At 67.3% G+C, this 15,495-nt stretch carries 17 protein-coding genes; 13 read left to right on the top strand and 4 right to left on the bottom strand.

The features are described 5' to 3' along the window. Window positions 1–432 precede the first annotated feature (432 nt). The 3 genes from rpsT to mutM form a co-directional block, all read right to left on the bottom strand. Entirely contained in the window at window positions 433–696 is a 264-nt protein-coding gene (rpsT, locus tag O3305_RS23110; RefSeq protein WP_183994207.1) for a 30S ribosomal protein S20, read from the bottom strand. A 97-nt stretch (window positions 697–793) separates the two neighbouring features. Continuing rightward, window positions 794–1,441, bottom strand: a complete 648-nt coding sequence (locus tag O3305_RS23105) for a hypothetical protein (RefSeq protein WP_269574609.1) — start codon at window positions 1,439–1,441, stop codon at window positions 794–796. A gap of 9 nt (window positions 1,442–1,450) precedes the next feature. Continuing rightward, window positions 1,451–2,260 carry a bifunctional DNA-formamidopyrimidine glycosylase/DNA-(apurinic or apyrimidinic site) lyase gene (gene mutM / locus O3305_RS23100; protein ID WP_269574608.1) on the bottom strand — a complete coding sequence of 270 codons (810 nt, stop codon included), beginning with the start codon at window positions 2,258–2,260 and terminating at the stop codon, window positions 1,451–1,453. 176 nt (window positions 2,261–2,436) lie between these two features. Here mutM and O3305_RS23095 point away from each other — a divergent pair, with 176 nt between their 5' ends. The 11 genes from O3305_RS23095 (at window position 2,437) to O3305_RS23045 (ending at window position 12,067) form a co-directional block, all read left to right on the top strand. Then, entirely contained in the window at window positions 2,437–3,168 is a 732-nt protein-coding gene (locus O3305_RS23095; RefSeq protein ID WP_269574607.1) for a class I SAM-dependent methyltransferase, read from the top strand. 5 nt (window positions 3,169–3,173) lie between these two features. Continuing rightward, the gene (ubiB, locus tag O3305_RS23090; protein ID WP_269574606.1) at window positions 3,174–4,709 is read left to right on the top strand and encodes a 2-polyprenylphenol 6-hydroxylase; all 1,536 of its coding nucleotides are present in this window, start codon (window positions 3,174–3,176) and stop codon (window positions 4,707–4,709) included. Further along, window positions 4,706–5,821, top strand: a complete 1,116-nt coding sequence (locus O3305_RS23085; RefSeq protein WP_269574605.1) for a glycosyltransferase family protein — start codon at window positions 4,706–4,708, stop codon at window positions 5,819–5,821. The genes ubiB and O3305_RS23085 overlap by 4 nt, the downstream gene beginning before the upstream one ends. Continuing rightward, complete coding sequence (coaBC, locus tag O3305_RS23080) at window positions 5,818–7,002, top strand: bifunctional phosphopantothenoylcysteine decarboxylase/phosphopantothenate--cysteine ligase CoaBC (protein ID WP_269574604.1); 1,185 nt, start codon at window positions 5,818–5,820, stop codon at window positions 7,000–7,002. The genes O3305_RS23085 and coaBC overlap by 4 nt, the downstream gene beginning before the upstream one ends. After that, on the top strand, window positions 6,992–7,798 hold the full coding sequence (locus tag O3305_RS23075; protein WP_269574603.1) for an alpha/beta hydrolase: 807 nt from the start codon (window positions 6,992–6,994) through the stop codon (window positions 7,796–7,798). Before coaBC ends, O3305_RS23075 begins: the two co-directional genes overlap by 11 nt. Beyond that, window positions 7,798–8,244, top strand: a complete 447-nt coding sequence (gene dut / locus O3305_RS23070; protein WP_269574602.1) for a dUTP diphosphatase — start codon at window positions 7,798–7,800, stop codon at window positions 8,242–8,244. The genes O3305_RS23075 and dut overlap by 1 nt, the downstream gene beginning before the upstream one ends. Then, on the top strand, window positions 8,241–8,606 hold the full coding sequence (locus tag O3305_RS23065) for a hypothetical protein (RefSeq protein WP_269574601.1): 366 nt from the start codon (window positions 8,241–8,243) through the stop codon (window positions 8,604–8,606). The genes dut and O3305_RS23065 overlap by 4 nt, the downstream gene beginning before the upstream one ends. Continuing rightward, window positions 8,603–9,376, top strand: coding sequence for a HesA/MoeB/ThiF family protein (locus O3305_RS23060; RefSeq protein WP_269574600.1), 774 nt, complete (start codon window positions 8,603–8,605; stop codon window positions 9,374–9,376). Before O3305_RS23065 ends, O3305_RS23060 begins: the two co-directional genes overlap by 4 nt. After that, window positions 9,373–9,579 carry a hypothetical protein gene (locus O3305_RS23055; RefSeq protein WP_269574599.1) on the top strand — a complete coding sequence of 69 codons (207 nt, stop codon included), beginning with the start codon at window positions 9,373–9,375 and terminating at the stop codon, window positions 9,577–9,579. The genes O3305_RS23060 and O3305_RS23055 overlap by 4 nt, the downstream gene beginning before the upstream one ends. Before the next feature lie 90 nt (window positions 9,580–9,669). Beyond that, a complete protein-coding gene (locus O3305_RS23050) occupies window positions 9,670–10,668 on the top strand; it encodes an NAD-dependent epimerase/dehydratase family protein (protein WP_269574598.1) in 999 nt (332 codons plus the stop codon). Between the two features lie 52 nt (window positions 10,669–10,720). Beyond that, entirely contained in the window at window positions 10,721–12,067 is a 1,347-nt protein-coding gene (locus tag O3305_RS23045) for a nucleotide sugar dehydrogenase (RefSeq protein ID WP_269574597.1), read from the top strand. Window positions 12,068–12,089: 22 nt separating this feature from the next. Here O3305_RS23045 and galU read toward each other — a convergent pair whose 3' ends face one another. Next, window positions 12,090–12,962: a UTP--glucose-1-phosphate uridylyltransferase GalU gene (gene galU, locus O3305_RS23040; RefSeq protein WP_269574596.1), complete on the bottom strand. Its 873-nt coding sequence runs from the start codon at window positions 12,960–12,962 to the stop codon at window positions 12,090–12,092. A gap of 114 nt (window positions 12,963–13,076) precedes the next feature. On the opposite strand from galU, the gene wecB reads away from it, so the two are divergent. Beyond that, window positions 13,077–14,213: a non-hydrolyzing UDP-N-acetylglucosamine 2-epimerase gene (gene wecB / locus O3305_RS23035; RefSeq protein WP_269574595.1), complete on the top strand. Its 1,137-nt coding sequence runs from the start codon at window positions 13,077–13,079 to the stop codon at window positions 14,211–14,213. Beyond that, window positions 14,197–15,492, top strand: coding sequence for a UDP-N-acetyl-D-mannosamine dehydrogenase (wecC, locus tag O3305_RS23030; protein WP_269574594.1), 1,296 nt, complete (start codon window positions 14,197–14,199; stop codon window positions 15,490–15,492). Before wecB ends, wecC begins: the two co-directional genes overlap by 17 nt. Window positions 15,493–15,495 lie beyond the last annotated feature (3 nt).

Genomic DNA, 15,495 nt, shown 5'->3' with positions numbered 1-15,495 from the left:
CTGAGTCACCGTGACGCACCCCTCCTTCGCGGGAAGCACTGCTTCCCGTGCGCAAATTCGCTCCGACATGAGGCCCCCCGACACCGGACATCCCCGGTCCCTGTGCGGCAGGCTTCGACTACACCCTGGCGAGAACCCGCCTGGGAGGTCTGTTGTAGGTACCCCTTTCTGAGTCGAGCAAGGGGGTCCGGTGTAAAGATACTGAAATAGTTTTGTTGACTCGCCGTAACCCACGGAAAACCGTGCCCATGGCCACTAACTATCTGAAAAGAATAGCGCCTTCAAATTATTGCAAGTCGAAGACACCGCGACTCGCGCGAATCGTAGGGTTCCAGGGTGCTAACCACGATTCGTTCCGCAAGCCTCTGTCGAACACGACAAAAACCCCGCGGAACTGGTGTCCCGCGGGGCTTTGTTACGGAAAAGTGACGATTATGCCAGCGCTTCGACGCGCTTGTTCAGACGCGCAAACTTGCGCGAGGCCGTGTTCTTGTGGAGCACGCCCTTGGCAACGCCGCGCGCCATTTCCGGCTGCGCAGCGGCGAGCGCGGCAGCGGCCGCAGTCTTGTCGCCGGCTTCAAGGGCCGACTCGACCTTCTTCACGAAGGTGCGGATACGGCTCACGCGGGTGCCGTTGATCTCCGCGCGGCGCGCATTGCGCCGGATACGCTTCTTCGCTTGCGGCGTATTCGCCATGCCGTGTCGTTCCTGCTCGTAAAATGGTTTGGACCCGGAGACAAAACGCCGTCCACGTCCGGAAAGACGGGCCCCTTAGCGGCACCAGCGATTCGGGTCAACCAAGAACGATGCGGCACGGCGGAGGCAGTATCTCGCCCGGCCCCGGTACGTACGCAGAATCGAAATAGGGACCCACCATCACGAGGCGCCTGCCTTCGAACCGCGCGGTGCCCCGCCATTCCCCACCCAGCGACAGCGCGCCGCTGGCCTGGTGCCAGGTGTAGCTGCCACTGCCGCTGGTCATCGTCTCCACCATCGCTTCCGGGTAGGTGAAGTCATATCCGCCATTGTCGAAGAAGCGGATTTCGGAAGGCAGCTTTGTGCGGCAATGCTGCGATTCGACCACATGCCAGGTGCCGGTGAGCACTTGCTGATCCCGCCCTGTGACCTTCGCCGTGCGGCTGTACGGCATCCCGCCTATGCGCATCGAGAGGGCAATCTCCTCGCCGCCCTTGGCATCGGACCGTACCAGCAAGCGCTGCCTGCCACGCAAGCGGGCCGGACCTTTCACCGCCAGATCGGCGATGCAGCGCTGCGGGATCATCTTCTCTCCGTCCGGACCGTCACGGTAAACATATTCGATGTTCGTCTCGTCACCCGGCCGCAGGACCTCGCGGTCATAGCGCGCCGCCCGCAGCGATTCGCCGATATGACGGCAATCCGCCGCACCGGCGGCGAGCAGGGCAAGGGCAGTCAGCAGCATGGCATCTCCCTATTTCTGGCAGGCGGGGCACCAGAAGGTCGACCGCCCCGAATCGATTCGCCGCTCGACCAGCCCGCCGCAGCCGCAGGGCTCCCCTTCCCGGCCATAGACGCGCCATTCCTTGGCGAAATAGCCGAGCTCGCCGTCCGGCCGAGCATAATCGCGAATCGTCGAGCCGCCGGCGCGGATCGCGCTTTCGAGCACGTCGCGAATCGCCGCGACCAGCTTTTCCAGCCTGGCCTTCGAGATCGAGCCGCCTTCGCGGGTGGGCGCGATGCGGGCGATATAGAGCGCCTCGCACACATAGATATTGCCCAGCCCCGCCACGACGCGCTGATCGAGCAGCAGCGCCTTCACCGGCGCGATCCTGTCCTTGAAGACACGCGCCAGGTGCGCGGCGTTGAAGTCCGGGCCCAGCGGCTCGGGGCCAAGTGCGACGAAGGGCGCCCAGGCACTCACCTCCGCGGTCGGCACCAGGTCGACCGAGCCGAATCGCCGGGGATCATTGAGCGCGAGACGGTGCTGCTGCGTCTCCAGCACCATGTGATCATGCTTGCCGATCTCGCCCGGATCGATCCGCCAGCGCCCGGACATGCCGAGATGGAAGATCAGCGTGTCGCCGCGATTCGTCTCGATCAGCCCATATTTGGCGCGGCGGCCCATGCCAGTGACCGTCGCCCCGGTGAGCCGCTGGCCGAGCCCTTCCGGGAAGGGCCGGCGCAGATCGCCGCGGTGGAGGGTGACGCGCTGGATCGTCTCGCCCTTGAGCACGGGCTCCAGCCCGCGAACGGTCGTCTCTACTTCGGGGAGTTCTGGCATAGGCCTCCCTACCGCGCCCACCCCCCTTTCGTCATCCCCGCGCAGGCGGGGATCCAGGGTAACCGAGCGAGACCCTTTGCGACTCTGGATCTCCGCCTGCGCGGGTATGACGATGGAGCGGGGGATAACGTGGAGTGGGGATGACGCGCGCAGAAACCCCCGCTAGAGCCCGTCGCATGACCGACACCGTCTCCTTCGGCTACGAGGATGTGGCCCCCGAGGAAAAGACCCGCCGCGTCGGCGAGGTCTTCTCCAGCGTCGCGGCGAAATATGACCTGATGAACGACGCCATGTCGGGCGGGCTTCATCGGTTGTGGAAGGACAAGTTCGTCCGCCGGGTGAAGCCGCGCGAGGGCGAGCATATCCTCGACATGGCCGGCGGCACCGGCGACATCGCCTTCCGCATGGCCCCTTCGGGCGCATCGATCACGGTGGCGGACATCAATCCCGAGATGCTTGCCGTCGGCGTAGAGCGCGCCGCCGAGCGCGGGATCGACGGGCTGGTATGGAGCGAGGCCAATGCCGAGACGCTGCAATGGCCCGACAAGTTCTTCGACGCCTATACCATCGCCTTCGGCATCCGGAACGTGACCGACATTCCCAAGGCGCTGCGCGAAGCACACCGCGTGCTCAAGCGCGGCGGGCGGCTGTTCGTGCTCGAGTTCTCGACCACCGAGTGGCCGGGCTTCTCCGAAGTCTATGACGCCTATTCGCACAAGCTCGTCCCCAAGCTCGGCCAGATGCTGGCGGGCGATGCGGAGAGCTATCGCTACCTGATCGAATCGATCCGCCGCTTCCCGAAGATGCCCGAGTTCGAGCGGATGATCCGCGAAGCAGGCTTCACCCAGACCAAGGTCGAGCCGCTGCTCGGCGGGCTGGTCGCGATCCACAGCGGCTGGAAGATCTGAGCTAAGTGACCGCACCCGCCGTTCATCTCTGGCGCCTGCTGAAATGGGGCCGCATCCTGGCGCGCCACGGCGCGCTGCGCGGTATCGAGCAGGATCCGCACACGCCCAGGCCCGTGCGCCGCGTGGCGCGCATCGCCCGCTTCGGCGCGCGCGTGCCCAAGGTGCCGCATTATGCCGATGCCTTCCAGGCGATCGGCCCCGCCGCGATCAAGCTCGGCCAGACGCTGGCCACCCGTCCCGACTTGGTCGGCGATGAGGCGGCGCACGACCTGCTGCGCCTGCAGGATGCGCTGCCGCCGCTCCCCTTCCCGGTGATCCGCCAGCGGATCGAGGGCAGCTTCGGCCGGCCGCTCGAGACCTTCTTCGCCGAATTCGACGAGCATCCCGTCGGTGCCGCCTCGATCGCGCAGGTCCACCGTGCGATCACCACCGATGGCCGCCAGGTCGCCGTGAAGGTGCTGCGCCCGGGCATCGAGACCGAGTTTGCCAAGGCGATCGACACCTATGAATGGGCCGCCGCCCAGGTGGAGAGCATGGGCGGCGAGGCGTCGCGCCTGCGCCCCCGAATGGTGATCGAGACGTTCAAGCGCTGGACCGCGCGCGAGCTCGACCTGCGCCGCGAAGCAGCCTCTGCTTCCGAACTGGCCGAGGGCATGCAGGCCGAGCCGGACTTCATGGTTCCCCAGATCGACTGGCAGCGCACCACCGGCAAGGTGATGACGCTGGAATGGATCGACGGCATCAAGCTGTCGCACCGGCAGAAGCTGATCGAGGCCGGGCACGATACCAGCGCGCTCGCCAGCCGGCTGATCAAGGCGTTCCTGCGCCAGGCGATCGCCGAAGGCTTCTTCCATGCCGACATGCACCAGGGGAACCTCTTCGCGCTCCCCGATGGCCGCATCGCCGCGATCGACTTCGGCATCATGGGCCGGATCGATCGACGTGCAAGGGTCTGGCTGGCCGAAATCCTCTACGGACTGATCACCGGCAACTACAAGCGCGTCGCCGAGATCCATTTCGAGGCGGGCTATGTGCCGCCGCACCACAATGTCGCCGAGTTCGCGACGGCGCTGCGTGCGGTCGGCGAGCCGATGCGCGGGCTGGCGGTGAAGGACATGTCGATGGGCGCGATGCTCGACGGCCTGTTCTCGATCACCCGCGACTTCGACATGCAGACCCAGCCGCATCTCCTTCTGCTCCAGAAGACGATGGTGATGGTCGAGGGCGTGGCGCGCGGGCTCGATCCCGATATCAATCTGTGGGACGTCTCGGCCCCGTTCGTGCGCGAATGGATCCGCACCGAGCTGGGGCCGGAAGCCAAGATCGCCGACCGGCTGGTCGAGGATTTCCGCACGCTTGCCCGCCTGCCCGACCTGATCCGCAACATCGAGCTGCGCTTCCCGGCTCCGGGTGGCGCGCCACCCGCGCCGCCGCTCAAGGAGATCGAGCGGATCCGCGTGGTCGGCGGCTGGCGCTATGCGCTGGTTGCGGTCTTCTCGGGCGCGGTGGGTGCCGCGATCATGATGTACCTGCTCTCGTGAAGCTGCCTGCGGTCCAGTGGCTGGCGGAACCGACGCGCTTCGCCGCGCTGGCCCGCCCCCGCGCCCGGATCGTTCTTGGCATTCTGCTGCTGTTCCTGCTGTTGTCGCTGACCGCGCTGGTCACGGTCGGGCCGCCGCCGGTGAGCGGCGATCCGGCGAAGCGTGCCGACGACCAGAGCGACGTGGTGCTCTATGAGAGCATCGTCGCCGGCGTGCGGCACGGCGGCGACTATTACGAAGTGACCGCCGATGCGCTGCGGGCCGGCAACTACCCGCTACGCCCCTTCGTCACCTTCCGCCTGCCCGGGCTGGCGATGGTCGAGGCGCATGTGCCGCGTGCCGGCATGCTGGCGCTGCTCTTCGTGCTGGTCGCCTCGGTCTTTGCCGTGTGGGGCATGAAGCTGCGGAGCGGGATGACGCGCTGGCCGCCGGTCCTGATCGGCCTCGCCCTGCTCGCCGGCGGGCTGATGGCGTTCGTCCAGACCGACCTCTGGGCGTTTCACGAGATATGGGCGGGGCTGCTGATCGCCCTGTCGCTCGGCATCCGGCGGCAGGGGCGCTGGATCGAGGCCGTCGCGATCGCGCTGCTGGCCATGCTGGTGCGCGAGCTGGCCGCGCTCTACGCGATCATGATGCTCGCCGCCGCCTGGTTCGAGGGACAGCGGCGCGAGGCGATCGGCTGGGGCGTGGCGCTGGCCTGCCTCGCGGTCGCGGTCGGCTTCCATGCCCATGCGGTGGGCCAGGTGACCAATGCCGCCGATCCGGCCTCGCCGGGTTGGGCCGGGCTGCACGGCTATGGCTTCTTCGCCAAGGCGATGGTGCTGTCGACCGCGCTGCAGCTCTTCCCGATGGCGCTGGGCGTGCTGCTGTTCACGTGCTCGCTGTTCGGCTGGGCGGCTTGGAAAGACCAGGCGGCGGGGCGCGTGTTCCTGACGCTTGCGGCATATGGCGTGGCGCTGGCCCTGTTCGCGCGGCCCGATACCTTCTATTGGGGACTGATGGTCGCCCCGCTCTCGCTGATCGGCCTCGCCTTCGTGCCCGACGCCCTGCGCGACCTGTTCCGGCAGGCGCTCGACAGGCGCAGGATCACCGTGACAAAGGTCACACGATGAAGAAGATCCTCCTGATCGTCGGCGGCGGCATCGCGGCCTACAAGGCGTGCGAGCTGATCCGGCTGTGCCGCAAGGCCGGGATCGAAGTGAAGTGCGTGCTCACCGAAGGCGGGCAGCATTTCGTCACGCCGATGACGCTCGCGGCGCTGAGCGAGAACCAGGTCTATACCAACCTGTTCGACCTCAAGGACGAGGCCGAGATGGGGCATATCCAGCTCAGCCGCGAGGCGGACCTGGTGGTGGTGGCGCCCGCCACCGCCGACCTGCTCGCCAAGATGGCCGCGGGGATTGCCGACGATCTGGCGACCACGCTGCTGCTCGCCACCGACAAGCCCGTCCTCGCCGCGCCGGCGATGAACGTGCGGATGTGGCAGCACGCCGCGACCCGCCGCAATGTCGCGACGCTGCGCGGCGACGGGGTGACGGTGCTGGAGCCCGACGAGGGGCCGATGGCCTGCGGCGAGTACGGCCCCGGCCGGCTGCCCGAGCCCGAGGCGATCCTCGCGGCGATCCAGAAGTTCTCAGAACCTAAATCTGGTGCGCCTCGTCCGCTTGCCGGCAAGCATGTCCTCGTCACCGCCGGCCCCACCCATGAGCCGATCGACCCGGTGCGCTACATCGCCAATCGCTCCTCGGGGAAGCAGGGCTATGCGATTGCCGGGGCGCTCGCAGCCTTGGGAGCGAAGGTCACGCTGGTTTCGGGGCCGGTCACGCTGGCCACGCCGCCGGGCGTCACCCGCATCGATGTCGAGACCGCGCAGGAAATGGCCAATGCCGTCGCCCAGGCGCTGCCCGCCGATGCCGCGGTGATGGTCGCCGCGGTCGGCGACTGGCATGTCGAGCGCGCCGGGCAGAAGCTCAAGAAGCAGGGCGGCGCCCCGCCCCGGCTGGAGCTCACCGAGAATCCCGACATCCTCGCCATGCTCGGCGCCAGCCCGCGCCGGCCGGGACTGGTGGTGGGCTTCGCCGCCGAAACCGAACAGGTGCTCGAACATGCTGCCGCGAAAAGGACTCGCAAGGGCGCAGACTGGATTGTCGCCAACGATGTTTCCGGCGATGTGATGGGCGGTGAAGCCAATGCCGTTCATCTCGTCACCGCCGACGGTGTCGAAAGCTGGGAAAGACTGCCCAAGGACGAAGTCGCCCGCCGTCTCGCGCAGCGGATTGCCGATGCGCTCTAGCCTTGCCCTTTTGCTGCTCGGCGCGAGCCTGGCCGCCTGTACGCCGGGCGAGCGCATTGGCGCGCCGGAACCGGGCCCGGGCCTGTACAGCCAGAGCTTCGGCAACACGCCCGCCAAGCAGGTGCGCACGCTGATCGTCGTGCTGCACGGCGACGCCCCGACGACCAAGCCCGACTATCACTATGCCTTTGCCCGCAGCGCCGCCGCCGCAGTGCCACAGAGCATCGCCGTCGCGCTGCTCCGCCCGGGCTATGAGGACCCGCAGGGGCATGTCTCGCCCGGCGAGCGCGGCCTGACCACCGGCGACAATTATACCGCGGACCGGATCGGCGCCGTCGCCGCGACGATCCGCCACCTGCAGCGCCGCTACGGCCAGGCACGCACCGTGGTGGTCGGCCATTCGGGCGGCGCCGCGATCGCCGCCGACCTTGCCGCGACGCATCCGGGGCTGGTCGACGGCATCGTCCTCGTTTCCTGCCCCTGCGCGCTGCCCGAGTGGCGCAAGCACATGAAGACCGTGTCGCCCACCCCGCTCTGGGACGCGCCGGTCACCAGCCTCGACCCGGTCAAGCTGGTCGGCGGCATGCAGCCCTCGCTGCGCGCCGCGGTGCTGGTCGGCGGCGACGACAAGACCACGCCGGTGCGCTTCTCGCGCACCTATGCCGAGGCGCTGTCGCTGCGCGGCATCGCCACCGATTTCCGTATCATCCCCGGCAAGGACCATGAGCTGCTGAGCGATCCCGAAGTGATCTCCGCGCTCCAGCGCCTTGCCGCCGCGCTTCCAGGAAAATCTTGATGCTCGCTCCGATCCGCATTGCCCTTCAGCGCCTGCCGCATGGCGAGGGCCTGCCGCTGCCCGCCTATGCGACGGCGGGAGCCGCGGGCATGGACGTGGTCGCGGCCGAGGATGTGGTGCTCGCCCCCGGCGCGCGCCATGCGGTGGCGACCGGCTTCGCGATGGCGATCCCGGTCGGCTACGAAGTCCAGGTCCGCCCGCGCTCGGGCCTGGCGCTCAAGCACGGCATCACCTGCCTCAACACGCCCGGCACGATCGACAGCGACTATCGCGGCGAGGTTAAGGTGATCCTTGCCAATCTCGGTGACGCGGCGTTCACCGTCGCGCGCGGAGACCGTATCGCACAACTCGTGCCCGCGCCGGTTCAGCATGCGGAGCTCGAGGAGGTGGGGACGCTCGACGAAACGGCGCGAGGCATCGGGGGCTTCGGATCGACGGGCACGTGATAGCGACGGTTCTTCTTGCTGCGGCGCTCCAGACGGCGCCGATCGACTGGGACGCCCTGCCGCCCCTGCCCTGGCGCGCACCCCCAATCATCACCGCCGAGATGCAGACCTTCGTCCAGCGCGAAGTGAAGCTGCGCAAATGCGTGCTCGCCAAGCCGGGTGTCGCCGAAGTCTCGATCGCCGTGCTGGTCGACGAGGGAGGCAATATCCGGACCACCGTACCGCGCGCCATCGCCTGCCCCTCGGTCGAGCAATATGCCGCCGCGCTGGCAGCCGGCTTCGCGCGCAACAACCTGCTCCCCCGCCCTGGTGCGACCGAGCAATGGTATCGCACGACCATCAGCTTCACCCTGACCAAATGACACTCTCCGACACGGAGCTGGAGCGCTACGCCCGCCATATCGTGCTGCGCGAGATCGGCGGCGGCGGGCAGATGCGGCTGAAGGCCGCGCGCGTGCTGGTGATCGGCGCGGGCGGCATCGGATCGCCGGCGATCGAATATCTGGCGGCCGCGGGGATCGGCGCGCTCGGCGCGGTGGACGACGACACGGTCTCGCTCTCCAACCTCCAGCGCCAGACGCTCTATGCGACCGGCGACGTAGACCGCCCCAAGGTCGAGGCCGCCCGCGCCCGCGTCGCCGCGCTCAACCCCGAAGTGGTGTTCACCGGCTTCCAGCAGCGCATCGACGCGCGCAATGCCGATGCGCTGATCGCCGAGTTCGCGCCGGACGTGATCCTCGACGGCTGCGACAATTTCGCCACCCGGCTGGCGGTCGCAGACGCCGCGCTGCGTCATTGTATCCCGCTCGTCTCCGCCGCCGTCTCCGAATTCGAGGGACAGCTGGGCGTGTTCCGCGGCTGGGAGCCGGACAAGCCCTGCTACCGCTGCTTCGTCGGCCATGATCCCGAGCGCCCGGGCATCAGCTGCGCCGAACAGGGCGTGCTGGGCGCGCTTACCGGGGTGATGGGCAGCCTCGCCGCGCTGGAAGTGGTCCGCGCCATCGTGCCGTTCGGCGAGGAGACCGCGGGCAAGCTGCTGCTGGTTGACGCGCTGGCCTTCCGCTTCCGCACGCTGACGCTGCCGAAGGACCCGGGCTGTCCCGCTTGTGGTGATCTGGAGAGGCCGGAGTGATCGGTCCGCTCCCCGAGGTGACGTTCTACGGATTGGCGACAGCCTATTTCGTCCTGTGCACGATCGCCCCTCGCGGAGTGATCCTTTTGATGAGCTTCGGGCAATCGCGCATCAGCGATACCGGTGAGCGTGTGCTGCGCTGGCTGTCCGGCTTCTTTGCCCTGGCATCTTTCGCAAGTTTCCTTTGGGCGTTGCTCACCTAACGCCTTTCCCGACCGTAGAGGTCAGTGACTCGTCACTACCTGATGCGTGAAACTGGACTTCGCCGCGCCCTTGAGGCACCTGCCCTCCCCATGACGCGCGTCCTGGTAACCGGCTCGGCCGGCTTCATCGGCTTCCACACGGCCAGCAAGCTCCTCCAGCGCGGCGCCACCGTGCTCGGCGTGGACAATTTTAGCGCCTATTACGATCCGGCGCTCAAGGAAGCGCGCAACGACATCCTGTCGAACCACCCGAACTTCAACGTCGCCCGCGTCTCGATCGACGACATGGGCGCGTTCGGCGCGCAATGGGCCGAGTTCCAGCCCGATGTGGTGATCCACCTCGCCGCGCAGGCCGGCGTGCGCCACTCGATCGACAGCCCGGAATCCTATGTCACGGCGAACCTGATCGGCAGCTTCAACGTGCTGGAGCTGGCGCGTCAGCACAAGACCAGGCACCTGCTCGCCGCCTCGACCAGCTCGGTCTATGGCGCGAACACCGACATGCCGTTCACCGAGACGCAGCGCACCGCCACCCCCTTGAGCTTCTACGCCGCCACCAAGGGCGCGACCGAGCTGATGGGGCACAGCTACGCGCATCTGTTCAAGACGCCGATGACCTTCTTCCGCTTCTTCACGGTCTATGGGCCGTGGGGCCGGCCGGACATGGCGCTGTTCAAGTTTACCAAGGGCATCCTCGCCGGCCAGCCGATCGACATCTACAACAACGGCAACATGGTCCGCGACTTCACCTATGTGGAGGATCTGGCCGAATCGATCGTCCGGCTGACCGAGGCCGTGCCGGGCGACACGCCGGTGGAGGGCGACAGCCTCTCGCCCGTCGCCCCCTTCCGCGTCGTCAACATCGGTGCGGGCCAGCAGACCCAGCTGATGGACTATATCGGCGAGATCGAGCGCGCGCTGGGCAAGGAAGCGATCAAGAACTTCATGCCGATGCAGCAGGGCGACGTGCCCGCGACCGAGGCGTCGCACGCGCTGCTCAAGACGCTGACCGGCTATGCCCCCACCACCCCGCCGAGCGCCGGCGTGCCGGCATTCGTGGATTGGTATCTGGAGCATTATCGAAACTGAAACCCCTGCGGAGGCATGAAGGGCGCGACAGAGCGTACTTCACGGGGTTTCTATGAGCATCGAATGGCCCGCCCATGGCTTGAAGCTGCAGGCGCGGATCGAAAGCGGCACCGCGATCATCGGCGTGATCGGCATGGGCTATGTCGGCCTGCCGCTCGCCGTTGCCTTTGGCGAGGCGGGCTGCCCGGTCCTCGCTTTCGACGTCGACCAGGCCAAGATCGACGCGCTCGAAGCCGGTGAGAGCTATATCAAGCATATCGACGGCGCCCGCATCGCGCCGCTCGTCGAAAACGAGAAGCTGCGCGCCACCGCCGACCTCGCCCGGCTGGACGAGGCGGACGTGGTGCTGATCTGCGTCCCCACCCCGCTCACCCGCCATCTCGAACCCGACCTGAAATATGTCGAGCTGACCACCCAGGCGATCGCGAAGACGCTGCGCCGCGGCCAACTCGTCATCCTCGAATCGACGACCTATCCGGGCACCACCAGGGAGGTGATGCAGCCGATCCTCGAGGCCGAGGGCCTGGTCGCCGGCAAGGACTTCTTCCTCGCCTACTCGCCCGAGCGCGAGGACCCGGGCAACCCAACCTTCTCGACCACCAAGATCCCGAAGGTCGTCGGCGCCGACGACACGGTCTCGGCCGACCTGGCGCTGGGCGTCTATCGCCACATCGTGCCCCAGGCGATCCAGGTCTCGTCCGCCGCGACCGCCGAGGCGGTGAAGATCACCGAGAATGTGTTCCGCGCCGTCAACATCGCGCTGGTCAACGAGCTCAAGCTCATCTTCACCGCGATGGACATCGATGTGTGGGAAGTGATCGACGCGGCGAAATCGAAGCCGTTCGGCTTCATGCCCTTCTATCCGGGCCCGGGCCTGGGCGGGCACTGCATCCCGATCGACCCCTTCTACCTCACCTGGAAGGCGCGCGAGTATAACCAGCACACCAAGTTCATCGAGCTGGCCGGCCAGATCAACGCGGACATGCCGCAGCATGTCGTCCGGGTGATGGCGGACACGCTGGACGCGCGCTTCGGCCGCGGCCTGCGCGGCGCGCGCATCCTGGTGATGGGCGTCGCCTACAAGAAGAATGTCGAGGACATCCGCGAGAGCCCGTCGCTCCGCCTGATGGAGATGATCGAGGCACGCGGCGCCACCGCCGACTTCTTCGACCCGCATGTCGCCCAGATCGACAACACCCGCGAGCACCCGACGCTCAACTTCCGCAACGGCGTGGCGTGGGACGAGGCCGAGATCGCCAGGTACGACGCGGTGCTGATCGCCACCGACCATGACGCGGTGGACTATGCGGCGCTGGTCGATGCCGCGAAGCTGGTAATCGACACCCGCAATGCCTGTGGCAAGGCGGGTGTGGTTTCGGAGAAGGTCGTCCGCGCCTGAGCCCCCAAGCTCAGCCCGGGCCTCAGCCCGGGCAACGGCTCGTCATGAAATCGCGGATCGCCGGCGCGATATCCTCGCGCTCAAGCGCCACCGCGATGTTCGCCTGGATGAAGCCGGCCTTATCGCCGCAATCATAGCGGGTGCCCGCGAAGGTGACGCCGTGGAAGCGCTGGTCGCCGATCATCTGGGCCATCGCATCGGTCAGCTGGATCTCGCCGCCGGCACCCTTGCCCTGCTTCTCGAGCACCCGCATCACTTCGGGCTGCAGGATGTAGCGGCCGATCACCGACAGGTTGGACGGCGCCGTGCCCGGGGCCGGCTTCTCGACCAGGCCCTTCACTTCAGTCAGCGCCCCGTCCTGCGCGCCCGGCGTGATGATGCCGTAGCGATGCGTCTGGTCGTCCGGCACGATCTCGGCGCAGATCAGGTTGCCGCCCACCTTGTTATAGGCATCGACCATCTGCTTGAGGCAGCCCGGCTTGCCGAGCATGAAATCATCGGCGAGCAGCACCGCGAAGGGCTCGTCGCCGACGATGTCGCGCGCGCACCACACGGCATGGCCCAGGCCCATCGGCTCCTGCTGGCGGACATAGGCGACCGCGCCGGGCTTGAGCCGGGTGGCGTCGAGGATCTCGAGCGACTTGCCGCGTGCCGACATGGTCGTCTCGAGCTCATAGGCGATGTCGAAATGGTCCTCGATCGCGCTCTTGCCGCGGCCAGTAACGAAGATCATCTGCTCGATGCCGGCTTCCAGGGCCTCGTCAACCGCGTACTGGATCAACGGACGATCGACCACCGGCAGCATTTCCTTCGGCATCGCCTTGGTGGCGGGCAGGAAACGCGTACCGAGGCCGCCCACGGGAAACACGGCCTTGCGCAACGGCTTGATGGTCATTCGGGAAATGCCTTTTCAGATCAGTCGGGCGCCCATAGCGATGGCTATAAGCTTTCGCAATTATGTCCGCGACCGTAACCTGATGGTGACGGGATCGGCGATAGGAGAATGCGCATGACCGGTACCAGCAAGCGCGTTCTCCTGATCTTCGGCACGCGTCCCGAAGCGATCAAGCTCTTTCCCGTGGTCCGCGCGCTGGCGGCCGTGCCCGGGCTGGACGTGCGCACCTGCGTCACCGCCCAGCATCGCGGGCTGCTCGACCAGGTGCTGTCGATCGCGGGCCTGACGCCGGACATCGACCTCGACCTGATGGAACCGGGCCAGACGCTCGATCAGCTCACCGCGCGGCTGCTCACCGGCCTCGGCAAGGTGATGGACGACGAGAAGCCCGACCGGGTAATCGTGCAGGGCGATACCGCCACCGCGATGGTCGGCGCGCTGGCAGGCTATTACCGCAAGGTGCCGGTGAGCCATGTCGAGGCGGGCCTGCGCTCGGGCGACATCTACCAGCCCTGGCCCGAGGAAGTGAACCGCCGCATCGTCGCGCCGATCGCCGACCAGCATTTCGCTCCGACGGATACCGCGGCCGAGGCGCTGCGCCGCGAGAATATCGGCCCCGCGACGATCCATGTCACCGGCAATACGGTGATCGACGCGCTGCTCGCCACGCGCGCCCGGATCGAAGCCGAGCCGGAGCTGGCCGCCGGGCTCGATCCGATCGCCGCGCGCTTCGCCGGCAAGCGGATCGTGCTGGTCACCACGCACCGCCGCGAGAATTTCGGCGGCGGCATGGAGGACATCGCCCGGGCGCTCGGCCGCATCGCCGACCGCGACGACACCGCAATCCTGTTCCCGATGCACCCCAATCCCAATGTCGTGGCGGCAATGGACAAGGTGCTGGGCGACCGGGCCAATGTCGCGCGCATCGAGCCGCTCGACTATCCCCACTTCATCCGCGCGCTCGAGCTCTGCGACGTGGTGCTCAGCGACTCGGGCGGCGTGCAGGAGGAAGCGCCCGCGCTCGGCAAGCCGGTGCTGGTGATGCGCGAGACCACCGAGCGCCCGGAAGGGGTCGTCGCGGGCACCGCGAAGCTGGTCGGCACCGACCCGGAGCGTATCGTTTCCGAAATCTCAACCCTCCTCGACGTACCATCCGCCTATTCGGCCATGGCCCGCGCCCACAATCCGTTCGGCGACGGCCATGCCTCTGAGCGGATTGCGGGGATCGTCGCACATGGTTTCGGATTCTGAGCTCAAGGTCTGTGTTCTCGGCCTGGGCTATATCGGGCTTCCCACGGCAGCGGTGATCGCGCGCACCGGCGCGAAGGTGCTGGGCGTCGACGTCCACCAGTCGGTGGTCGACACGGTGAATTCGGGCAAGGTCCATATCGAGGAGATCGACCTGGACGGCCTGGTCTCGGGCGTCGTCGCGCGCGGCAGCCTGCGCGCCTCGCTCCAGGTGGAGGAGGCCGACGTCTTCGTCATCGCCGTCCCCACCCCCTTCGGCGAGAACCATGCGCCCGATATCGGCTATGTGCTCAAGGCCGCGACCAATGTCGCGATCACGCTCAAGGCCGGCGACGTGGTGATCCTCGAATCGACCTCGCCGGTGGGCACCACCGAGAAGGTCGCCGCGCTGCTCGCCCAGCTCCGCCCCGACCTCAAGATCCCCGGCCACTGCACCGGCAGCGCCGATGTCGCCATCGCCTATTGCCCCGAGCGCGTGCTGCCCGGGCGCATCCTGGTCGAGCTGATCGACAATGACCGCGTCATCGGCGGCATCACGCCGCGCTGCGCCCGCAAGGCACTGCAATTCTATCGCCGCTTCGTGCGCGGCGCCTGCGTCACCACCACGGCCAAGGCTGCGGAGATGACCAAGCTCACCGAGAACGCCTTCCGCGACGTCAACATCGCCTTCGCCAACGAGCTGAGCCTCGTCGCCGAGAAGATGGGCGTCGATGTGTGGGAAGTGATCCGCCTCGCCAACCGCCATCCGCGCGTCAACATCCTGTCGCCCGGCCCGGGCGTGGGCGGCCACTGCATCGCGGTCGATCCCTGGTTCCTGGTCAGCGCCGCGCCCGAGCAGACCCCGCTGATCCGCACCGCCCGCGAAGTGAATGACGGCAAGACCGACTATGTCATCGGCCACGCCGCAGCGATGCTCGAATCCAACCCCCATGCCCAGGTTGCGTGCCTGGGCCTCGCGTTCAAGGCGAACATCGATGATTTCCGCGAGAGCCCCGCGCTCAAGGTCGCGGCGGCGCTGGCCGAGCAGTTTGGAGAGCGTATCCAGATCGTCGAGCCCTATGCCGACGCGCTGCCCAAGGCATTCGACGGCACCGGTGCCGGGCTGATCGACATCGACAGCGCGATCGAGAGCTGCGGCATCTTCGTGGTGCTGGTCGATCACGACGTGTTCAAGTCGGTCCCGCTCGACGAGCGCGCCGACAAGCTGGTCTACGACACGCGCGGCATCTGGCCCGACCAGCCGCGCGGCGTCCCTGGCGAGCCGCTCCGCCTGGCGAGCTGAAGC

It is taken from the genome of Sphingomonas sp. NIBR02145, assembly GCF_027359115.1.
Classification (GTDB): domain Bacteria; phylum Pseudomonadota; class Alphaproteobacteria; order Sphingomonadales; family Sphingomonadaceae; genus Sphingomonas; species Sphingomonas kyeonggiensis_A.
Note: the sequence above shows the minus strand (reverse complement) of the source record. Positions and strands in the feature narration are given on the sequence as shown.